A 9,661-nucleotide genomic window follows, 5' to 3' on the forward strand; every position below is an offset into this window, starting at 1 on the left:
GGACCCGCCCCGGCGGCCGGGGCCGCCCGTGCTGCTCGCGCCGACGGTGCCGCCGAACGCGCCGAGCGCCCGGGCCCCCGACGCGACGTAGCCCCAGAGCCTCCCGCGTGCCATCGACCTGCCCCTCGTGCTCCCCGGCGGCCGTCATCGAATCCGCAGCCGAACGGGGTGGGCCGCCTTCCGGGCCCTTCCTGCCAGCCTGCGCCTCGGCCGCCCGGGTGACAATCCCGCTCCGGGTCGCGGTCCGTTCCGGGAGCCCCGCCGAGCGGCCGGTCGGACACCCGCCGACCGGCGGGGCCGGGAGCGGCGGGCTCCGCCATGGCGGGCTCCTCCATGACGAGCAACCCCAAAGAGTTCTTCGCAAAAACCCTTTGCAAAGAACTCTTTGGGGTTCTAGTCTCCTGCCATGACCGAAGAACGCGGCTGGAAGCACAGCGACGACCCGCACATCGCCATCACCGCCAAGAACATGAGGGCGATGGCGCACCCCGTTCGCATGCAGTTGGTCGGACTGCTGCGCAAGCACGGCCCGTCCACGGCGACGAGGCTCGCCGCGCAGCTGGGGCTGAACTCCGGAGCCACCAGCTACCACCTGCGCCAGCTCGCCGCCGCGGGCTTCGTCGAGGAGGACGAGGAACGCGGCAACGCCCGTGAGCGGTGGTGGCGTTCGGCCCACCGGATGACCGTCTGGACGGGGGACGACATGGCGGACGAGGAGCCCGAGACGGCCGCCGGGTTCCTGCGGTCCGTCCTGGCCGCGCACACCCTGGTGGCCCAGCGCACGCTGGACGCCTTCGAGACCATGCCGCGCGACTGGCGCCGGGTGACGGACCTCAGCGACCAGGGACTGCAGCTCACGCCCGCCGAGGCCGAGCAGCTGACCGGCGAGCTGTTCGAGGTGATCCGGCGCTACCGGCGGATCGACCACGGCGGGCCCGCCCCGGAGGGCACCGAGCAGGTCTCCGTCGTCGTCCACGTCCTGCCGGACGCGACCACCACGAGCGAGGGGGAAACCGCATGACCACCACCGTCGTCGCCCCGTCCGGGTGCAGCTTCCGGCCGCTGGCCGGGGTACTGACCGCCACGGCCGTCTCCCTGACCGGCACACGCGTCTCGGCCATCGCCCTGCCCTGGTTCGTCCTGGCCACCACCGGCAGTGCCACCATGACGGGCCTGGTCGCGTTCGCCGAGATGGCGCCGTACGTGGCGGTCAAGGCGCTGACCGGGCCGTTAGTGGACCGGCTCGGGCCGCGCGTGGTGTCCTGGACGACGGACGCGGTCAGCGCCGTCGCGGCCGGGCTGGTCCCGCTGCTGCACGCGCAGGGGCTGCTCCCGTTCTGGGTGCTGCTGGTGATGGTCGCGGTGATCGGGGCGATGCGCGGCCCGGGGGACTTGGCCAAGTCCGTCATGGTCCCGGAGGCCGCCGACCGCGCCCAGGTGCCGATGGAACGCGCCACCGGGCTGTCGGGCGTCACTGAGCGGTTGGCCTCCACCGTCGGCCCGGCGGTCGGCGGCGGGCTGGTCGCCCTGATCGGCCCGCTGGCCGGCCTGGCGATCAACGCGGGCACCTTCGCGCTCGGGTCGCTGATCATCGCGATCGCGCTCCCGCGCGGCATGGGGCGCTCGGCCGTGCCCGCCGCGGCCACCGATCCGTCCGAGCAGGAGCCGCCCGCGGGCTACTGGCGGATGTTCCGTGAGGGCTTCACCTTCCTGCGATCGGAGCCGCTGCTGCTCACCGTGATCGTGATGATCGGCATCACCAACCTGATCGACGCCGGGTTCGTCACCGTTCTCGTCCCGGTCTGGGCACGGGAGTCCGGCAACGGACCGGCCGCCATCGGCCTGCTCGCCGCCGTCATGGGTGCCACCGCGGTCGTCGGCAGCCTGATCGCGGCGGCCGTCGCCTCCCGGCTGCCCCGCCGGACGGTCTTCTTCACCGGCTTCCTGCTGTGCGGCGCGCCCCGCTTCCTGGTGCTCGCCCTCGGCGCGCCGATGTGGCTGGTGCTCACGGTCGTCGCGATCAGCGGCTTCGGCTCCGGCTTCCTCAACCCGATCATCGGAGCGGTGCTCTTCGAGCGGGTGCCCCGCCACCTGCTGGGCCGTGTCCACGCCCTCGGCGACTCCCTGGCCTGGGCCGGCATCCCGCTCGGCGGGCTGGTCGCCGGCGCCGCGGTCGCCCTGGTCGGACTGATACCCAGCCTGATCGTGGGCGGAGTCCTGTACTTCGCGACCACGACCCTGGCCGGGCTGCGCCCCGAGTGGCGCGAGATGGACCGTCGCCGGGGGAGCGAGACCCGAGCGGACAGCACGGCCGTCGAACCGGAACCGGCGCACAGCGCGTAAGCCGCTCCTCGGGGCCGACCAACAGGTCTGACGGGCGGCCGGGGCAGGCCCGCCCGCCGGCCCGTCGCCCGACCAGTTGGGCAGCAGCAGGCCGGTCAGGGCGGCGAGGGCGCACCCAGGTGGAGACGAAGGCGAGGTGCCAGAGCAGGGCGCAGATGACGGCGCCCGCGCCGGTGAGGGGACCGAGACGGCGGAGCATGCCACCCCGCCGACCGCGACCAGCCCACCGGCCACGGCACCCGGCTGTGCGCTCCGGCACATCGGGGCCTAACCGGTGCTCCCGGGGCGGCCGTTCTCCTCGGACCCGCCGGTCGGCCTGTCCCCCGGCACGTCCTCGGACTTCTTCCCCGGTTCGTCCTCCGGCAACGCCCCGATGCTCTCCAGGGTGTCGCGCACGGTCCCGGGCATCGCCGGGTGGCGGCCGATCACGATCACTCCGATCACGATCGCCAGCAGCCCGGCCGCCTGCCAGGCCAGCGCCCCCGGGGTCACCCGCAGTCGGTCGCCGAGGAAGCCCACCGCGCAGGCGATCCCGGCCACCGGCTGGGCGGCGGTCAGCGCCGGCAGGGACATCCGCAGCGGCGCGGCCTCGAAGGCGCTCTGCACCAGCAGCAGCCCGACCACGCCCGCCACCACCACCGCGTACGGCTGCCAGCTGCGCAGCACCGCCGTCAGGCCGTCGTGGTCGAGGCGCAGGGTGGTGGTCCGGGTCAGCGCGTCCTGGAGGCCGTAGAGCAGTCCGGCGGCGAGCGCCAGCAGGGTTGCCTCCTCGAACAGCGGCAGCCGCCGGGCCAGCGAGACCAGCAGCAGGACCAGCCCGACCACGGTGCCGACCACCAGCCAGTGCCGCAGCTCCCCGGCGGGTGGCCCGCCGCCGGTCGGCTGTCCGGCCACGATGAAGGCCGTCACCCCGAGGGCCAGCAGCAGCACCCCGGCCCAGCCGGAGCGGCCCAGCGTCTGACGGGTCAGCACCCGGGCCAGCGCCATGGCGAAGATCAGATTGGTGGCCAGCAGCGGCTCGACCAGCGACACCTCGCCCTGGTTGAGCGCGAGCGCCGAGAGGATCAGCCCGCTGACCATGAACCCGGTGCCGAGAAGCCACTGCGGCATCCGCATCAGGTCCAGCAGCAGCCGCCAGCGCAGCAGATCGGAACGCGGGGCTTGCTGCGCCGCGTGCTGCTGGAGGACGAAGCCGAGCCCCAGACAGCAGGCCGCACTGAGAGCGAGGAGGAAGACCGCCACGGAGGGACCACCAGATTGTCGCTGCCCGTGCCGCGCCGACGGGTCCGAGAGGTGGGTCGGCCGTCGCGGGCGCTCCCGTCAGCGTACCGCCGGGCCGGTACCCGAGCCGATCGCACGACACGCGCGCGGCGTGGCGGGCACCGGGGCCTTCCGACAGCGCTTGCCGCCATCGGCGGGGCAGGCGCACGCTGGTGTGAGCGGCCGCCACGGGTCACCGTCCGTGCCGGTCCGGACAGGCGCGACGGGGGCCGCTGCCAGGAGGTGTGGCATGCACAACCAATGGGACGTGGAACTGAGCTTCGAGGAAGACGGCGTGCACACGGCGTGTGAGGCCAGGCTGACCGGCGCGAGGGCGCCCGGCCTGAGCGCGCACGGTGAGTCCGTGAAGAGCGCGGACGACCGTCCGCTCGCCAGGATCGGCGAGGAGGTCGCGGCCTCCCGGGCCCTGGAGGAACTGTCCCGCAAACTGCGGACCCAGGCCACCGGGGAGATCGACGACGAAGGGCACCGCCCCGGCTACCTGATCTACTGAGTCCACCGGTGACGCCGTCGGCCCCGGTGGCCGCGCACGGCTACCGGGCGGGGAACCTCGTGCGGGAGGGTTGTCGCGATAGGGCCGCTGCGCCGCCGAGCGGAGCCGCTCCTCCCAGGCAGCGAAAGGGTTCGGGCAGGCGGGCGGCCCCTCGCTCGACGTGGCACTGATGGGCGGCGGCGTTCACGGTGGTGCGTTCCTCCTCGGTCCAGCCCGAGAGGAGGCGCTGCGCGAAGACCGTCCGTGAGGTCGACCCGAACCGGACCTTCGCTCCGCCTCCACTCCGGGTCTGCTCCAGAAGCCCTGGCTCCTGAGCAGTGGCCCCGAGGGGGCCGGGTAGCTGTGGTCGGTCCATGGCGTGGCCGTACGCCCCTGTCGGTTTCGAGGAACTGCCCGTTCCCTCCGGAACAGCGCCCCGCATCCTGCCACCCGGTCGGCTCTTGCCCGCAGGAAGTCGGTCTCGCCGATGTGTCGTCAAATCCTGTCGGGTGATGAGTCGGATCGGGCTGACTTCTCGTGCGCAGTGCGGTGCTGGTTGCTGCGCATGTGGCGGCGCGGGCCTGTCGCTGGTGCGGCAGGTCCGGCTGATTGCAGGAGCCGACGGCGTGGGCGTCCCGGGTGGGGATGTACGGCGTGTCCTCTCCCTGTGGGGCCGGTGGGGTGGGACGTGGAAGTCGGGCGGGCTGACTTCTCGTGCTGGCGGGTGGGGGAGGCGTGGTCAGGGGTGGCGGGTGAGGGCGAGGAAGGCGGTGAGGCGGGGGTTGAGTTCCCGGGCGGCGGCCATGGGGAGGTTGTGGTGGGAGGCGCCCGGGAGGACGGCGACTTCTGCTGCGGGGAGGGTGTGGCGGGCGACTCGGGCGATGTGGAGGGGGTCGTGGGTGCGGCTGTGGGCTGCGAGGAGGGTGAGGACGGGGGTGGTGAGGGTGCGGAGGCGCTCGGGAGAGGGACGGGGGCCGGTGACGACGCGGGAGGCGGGGAAGTCGGTGTAGCCGAGGGCGTACAGCTCGCGCCAGGCGGGGTCGAGTCGGGGGGTGCTGCCGGTTTCCCAGTCGAGGTAGGAGCGGGCGCGGGCCGGGGTGCGGTGGGGGAGGAAGAGGGGGAGGGCGCGCAGCAGGTAGCCGGGGCGGAAACCGGCGAAGCACTGGGTGGGGTCGAGCAGGGCGAGCCGGCCGACCCGGGCGGGGGCGTGCAGGGCGTACTCCAGGGCGATCCAGCCGCCGTACGAGTGGCCGCAGAAGTCGGCCTGCGCGACGCCGAGCCCGTCGAGGACGGCGTCCAGCCAGTCGAGCAGGCCGGGGACGCCGTCGAGGGCGGCACCGTCGTGGACGCTGCGGCCGGGGTCGCCGATGAGGTCGACGGCGAGGACGCGGTGTCCGGCCTCGGCCCAGGCGCCGGCGTTGGCGAACCACATGGTGGAGGTGGCGCCGCCGCCGTGGAGCAGGACGAGCGGGCGGCCGTCGGCGGGGCCGCAGGCGTTGATGCGGGTGGTGCCGTGGACGGTGCGGACGGTGAGCGCCTCGACCGGGACGGGCCAGCGGGCGAGCAGGGCGTCGTAGGCGGCGAGGAAGGGGGTGGTGCGGGCGGACATGAGAACCTCCGCGGGTGTGGTGTGATGGCGGCCGAGTCGGCTGAACCACTCGATGAACGCGTATGACGTTGAACAAGTATCTCGCTGAGCGAGAGAATAGGGCACATGCCCTATCCGAGGAAGGACGACAGGGTGTCCGAGGTTGTCGAGCCGATGCGGCTGATCCATCTGCTGCGTGGTCTGACGGTCGAACTCGACCTGTTCGGCGCCGAGTTCGCAGCCCGCAACGGCCTGCACCCGACCGATCTGCGGGCGCTGATCCACCTGCTGGACGCGGCCAGGGGCGGGGAGGTGGTCACCCCGGGCCGACTCGGCGAGGCGCTGGGGCTGAACTCGGCGGGCACCACCGGTCTGGTGGACCGGCTGGAGCGGCTCGGCCTGATCCGGCGCGAGCGGGACCCGCAGGACCGGCGCCGGGTGCGACTGCTGGTGGAGGAGCGGGCGATGGAGCTGGGGGAGGGCTTCTTCGGCGGGCTGATCGGCGACCTGGTCGCGGCCATGCGGCAGTTCGAGCCGGGCGAGCTGGAGACGGCCCGGCGTTTCCTGGCGGCCATGACCGGGGTGGTGGCGGGCGCCAGGAAGCAGTGACCACCGGGAAACGAAACGGGCTACGCGGGCTACGCGGGCTACGCGGGCTACGCGGGCTACGCGGGCCCGAGGGTCCAGCTGATCACCGACAGCGTGGCCATCGACACCAGCGTCGACCAGAGCACCGCGTCCCGGGCGAGGGCGGTGCCCTGCTGGTACTCGCGGGCGTAGGTGTACACGTTCTGGGCGGTGGGCAGCGCGGAGAACAGCACCACGGTGAGGAGTTGGTGCGCGGGCAGGTGGAGCAGCGGTCCGGCCACGGCGAGTGCGACCAGCGGTTGGACCAGGGTCTTGAGCGCGACGGTCAGCCCGACCTCGGTGCGGCGCGGACGGCCGTCCGCCGGCGGTCGGTTGTGCAGTGAGATGCCGAGGGCGATCAGCGCGGTCGGGACGCCGGCGCCGCCGAGCAGTTCGCAGGAACGATTCAGCTCGGCAGGCAGGTGCACACCGGTCGCCGAGGCGATGGCGCCCAGTGCGGTGGCCAGCAGGATCGGGTTGCGGACGGGCAGGGTGAGCAGCGCCCGGCGGCCGGCCGCGCCGCCGTCCAGGACGACCAGGACGGCGGGGGTGACCACCAGGATCTGGAACAGCACCACGGGTGCCACGAAGGAGGCGTCGCCCAGGACCTGCACGGTCACCGGGATGCCGAGGTTGGCCGAGTTGACGTAGCCGGAGGCCATCGCGCCGACGGCCAGTTCGCCGGGCTTGCGGTGGAACAACAACCGCCCGGCGAGCAGCCCGAGGCCGATCGCGACCACGGTGCCGGCCGTGAAGGCGAGCATCGAGGTGTTGGCGAAGCGGTCCAGCGGGGTGCGGGCGATCATCAGGAACAGCGCGGCGGGCATCGCCACGTGGAAGACGAACCGGTTGAGCACCGTCTCGGCCTGCGGCCCGAGCAGCCCGGTGCGGCCGACGACGTAGCCGGCGCCGGTGAGCGCCCAGATCGGCGCGAAGGCGGACAGCAGGGGGTGGAGGGCTGGCATGGTGCCTCGGATCGCTCGGACGGATCTGCCGGGTGCGACGGGGTCTCCCGTCGGGGGCGTCGACTCCCGAGCGCGTGACCCCCCGAAGCCCGTGAACCCCCGGGGCAGTAAACCAGGGGTCGCCGGCGAGGCGATCAACGGGCCTGTCGCGGGCACGCCACCCGGACCGACCGCCCGGAGCGGGCCCGACCGCCCGGGCCTACGATGAGCCGATGGAGGACCAGTACCTGAGCCTGTCCGAGGTGGAGGCGATCGCGCGCCGGGCCCACCAGGGACAGGTGGACAAGAACGGCCACCCGTACGGCGAGCACATCGCGGCGGTTGCCCGGGGGACGGCGGCGCGCGGCGGCAGCGCGGCGCAGATCGCGGCGGGCTGGCTGCACGACACCGTCGAGGACGACCGGTTGAGCCGGGAGTGGCTGGCCGGGGCCGCGCTGCCGGAGGAGACCAAGGCGATCGTGGACGCGCTCACCCGGCGCCCGGACGAGCCGGTCGAGGAGTACACCGCGCGCATCCTGGCCACGCCGGGCGCGCTGCTGGTCAAGCGCGCGGACTTGGCGCACAACTCCGATCCGGCCCGCCTCGCCACGCTGGATCCGGCGACAGCCGAGCGGCTGGCCGCCAAGTACGCGCGGATGCGTGAGCTGCTCGGGCTCACCGGCGAGCCGTAGTCCACGAGCGGTGCCGGCCGGAGAACCACGAGCCGTGCCCGCCGGGAAGCCGCGAGCGGTGCCGGCCGGAGAACCACGACAGGGCCCGGACCACGCGGGTCGCGCGGGTCCGGGCCCTGCCGGGCACCCCGGTGGTCCCTGTCCGACCCCCGGGGTGAGGGGGAGTGGTCAGGTGACGGGAGGAGGCGGTGAGCCGATGGCCGGCTTAGTACCAGTGGTGGGTCTGCCAGAAGGCCCAGGCGGCGTTCGGGCTGCCGTAGCGGGTGTTCATGTAGTCCAGCGCCCACTTGATCTGGGTGGTCGGGTTGGTCCTCCAGTCCGCACCCGCAGAGGCCATCTTGGAGCCCGGCAGTGCCTGGGCCAGGCCGTACGCGCCCGAGCTCGGGTTAACCGCGGTCACGTTCCAGCTGGACTCGTGGGAGATGATCTGGTTGAAGGACGCCAGCTGGTTGGCCGGGACGATCTGGGCGGCGATGGCCTTCGGGGAGAGGGTGGCGGCGTTCGCGGTGGCGGGCAGCACACCCGCGCCCAGGGCGGTCAGACCGGCGGTGCCGGCGAGGACGGCGGCGGAGGTACGCATACGGAGCTTGAAAGCGGGCATGAAGGAGAAGACCTCAATCGGGTTGGGCCGGTCACACCCCGCCTCGGACCGCGGTCGGACAGGGGCCGGGCGGTCGCGGGGCGTGATTCGGCAGTGAGCCACTCACCGGCGGGACAGGTGCCGGTGCGGCTGGCGATGGAAGCCATTGTTGGCAGACCGGATGGGCCGTCGCCAAGACCCCCTCATTACGACCCGCGGTCGTACGCAAGAGCCCGCCGTGGATTCGACGGGCCGGCTCGTGCGGGACGCGTCGACCGACGCTGAGCTGGGCGAACGCGGGGTTCTCGGGGGCCGGTCGGTCGTACCGGGGCGTCTACTATCGGCCGTCGTGGGCCTTGAACAGCTGTGAGCGCACTCACCGTTTCGGTTCGGCGGGCGTCACGCGCCGGGACCGGCCGAACCACGGTGGGTACAGACGATCAACCCCGCATCTGAGACCGGCGCCACACCGTCGCGGTGGACGGCCGGCGCAGGTCACCCAGCCGCCGGTGCCGGACGGCCCGGTCGGCGAGTCGGTCCGCTTCGGTGGCCGCCGCCAGGGCGCCGAGCGCCGCACCGACCGCGTGCCCGAGCCGGGTACAGAAGGCCTCCGGTTCCTCGGCGGCGTCCGGCTGCTCCGGGACCACCTCGTCGACCAGCCCGACCTCGGCCAGGTGGTGCGCCCCGATTCCCTGGGAACGGGCCAGCTCGGCGGCGTGCGCACCGTCCCGGTGGACGATCGCCGAGGCGCCCTCCGGCGGCAGCGGCGCCAGCCAGGCGTGCTCGGCGGCGATCACCCGGTCCGCCGGGAGCAGCGCGAGCGCCCCGCCGCCCGAGCCCTGGCCGAGCAGCACGGCCAGGACGGGCGTGCGCAGCGCGAGCAGGGTGGTCAGGCAGTGCGCGATCTCCACCGCGATGCCGTCCAGCTCGGCCTGGGCGGAGAGCTCGGCGCCGGCCGTGTCCACCACGGTGACCAGCGGCAGCCCGAGCTGCTCGGCCAGGCGCGCGGTGCGCCGTACGGCCCGCAGGTCGGCGGCGGTGAAGGGACGCTCGTGCTCGGGGGCCTGCCGCTGCTGGCCGACGACCACCACGGGCCGCCCGCCCAGCACGGCCAGGGCCCGGACCAGTGCGCCG

At 73.7% G+C, this 9,661-nt stretch carries 10 protein-coding genes; 5 read left to right on the plus strand and 5 right to left on the minus strand.

Going from position 1 to position 9,661, the window contains the following annotated elements:
- Nucleotides 1–406: 406 nt before the first annotated feature.
- Nucleotides 407–1,021 carry a transcriptional regulator gene (locus KS423_RS28785; RefSeq protein WP_224282697.1) on the plus strand — a complete coding sequence of 205 codons (615 nt, stop codon included), beginning with the start codon at nucleotides 407–409 and terminating at the stop codon, nucleotides 1,019–1,021.
- Nucleotides 1,018–2,343 (plus strand): MFS transporter, encoded by a 1,326-nt coding sequence (locus tag KS423_RS28790; protein WP_224282698.1) that lies wholly within the window; start codon nucleotides 1,018–1,020, stop codon nucleotides 2,341–2,343. Before KS423_RS28785 ends, KS423_RS28790 begins: the two co-directional genes overlap by 4 nt.
- A 267-nt stretch (nucleotides 2,344–2,610) precedes the next feature.
- Here the strand turns inward: KS423_RS28790 and KS423_RS28795 are convergent, their stop codons facing one another.
- Entirely contained in the window at nucleotides 2,611–3,585 is a 975-nt protein-coding gene (locus KS423_RS28795; RefSeq protein WP_224282699.1) for a DMT family transporter, read from the minus strand.
- A gap of 268 nt (nucleotides 3,586–3,853) precedes the next feature.
- Here KS423_RS28795 and KS423_RS28800 point away from each other — a divergent pair, with 268 nt between their 5' ends.
- Nucleotides 3,854–4,117: a dsRBD fold-containing protein gene (locus KS423_RS28800; RefSeq protein WP_224282700.1), complete on the plus strand. Its 264-nt coding sequence runs from the start codon at nucleotides 3,854–3,856 to the stop codon at nucleotides 4,115–4,117.
- Between the two features lie 718 nt (nucleotides 4,118–4,835).
- On the opposite strand, the gene KS423_RS28805 is transcribed toward KS423_RS28800, so the two are convergent.
- Nucleotides 4,836–5,705: an alpha/beta fold hydrolase gene (locus KS423_RS28805; protein ID WP_224282701.1), complete on the minus strand. Its 870-nt coding sequence runs from the start codon at nucleotides 5,703–5,705 to the stop codon at nucleotides 4,836–4,838.
- Nucleotides 5,706–5,858: 153 nt separating this feature from the next.
- On the opposite strand from KS423_RS28805, the gene KS423_RS28810 reads away from it, so the two are divergent.
- Complete coding sequence (locus tag KS423_RS28810; RefSeq protein WP_224282705.1) at nucleotides 5,859–6,293, plus strand: MarR family winged helix-turn-helix transcriptional regulator; 435 nt, start codon at nucleotides 5,859–5,861, stop codon at nucleotides 6,291–6,293.
- Nucleotides 6,294–6,349: 56 nt separating this feature from the next.
- Here KS423_RS28810 and KS423_RS28815 read toward each other — a convergent pair whose 3' ends face one another.
- The gene (locus tag KS423_RS28815) at nucleotides 6,350–7,276 is read right to left on the minus strand and encodes an AEC family transporter (protein WP_224282702.1); all 927 of its coding nucleotides are present in this window, start codon (nucleotides 7,274–7,276) and stop codon (nucleotides 6,350–6,352) included.
- Between the two features lie 212 nt (nucleotides 7,277–7,488).
- Here KS423_RS28815 and KS423_RS28820 point away from each other — a divergent pair, with 212 nt between their 5' ends.
- Complete coding sequence (locus tag KS423_RS28820; protein ID WP_224282703.1) at nucleotides 7,489–7,947, plus strand: HD domain-containing protein; 459 nt, start codon at nucleotides 7,489–7,491, stop codon at nucleotides 7,945–7,947.
- A 205-nt stretch (nucleotides 7,948–8,152) separates the two neighbouring features.
- Here KS423_RS28820 and KS423_RS28825 read toward each other — a convergent pair whose 3' ends face one another.
- Together KS423_RS28825 and KS423_RS28830 are read right to left on the minus strand one after the other, a co-directional pair.
- Nucleotides 8,153–8,527, minus strand: a complete 375-nt coding sequence (locus KS423_RS28825; protein ID WP_224282704.1) for a transglycosylase SLT domain-containing protein — start codon at nucleotides 8,525–8,527, stop codon at nucleotides 8,153–8,155.
- A gap of 440 nt (nucleotides 8,528–8,967) precedes the next feature.
- On the minus strand, nucleotides 8,968–9,661 hold a 694-nt coding region (locus tag KS423_RS28830), incomplete at its 5' end, for a carboxyl transferase domain-containing protein (RefSeq protein WP_308020261.1).

The organism is Streptomyces sp. LS1784 (genome assembly GCF_020103755.1).
Lineage (GTDB): Bacteria > Actinomycetota > Actinomycetes > Streptomycetales > Streptomycetaceae > Kitasatospora.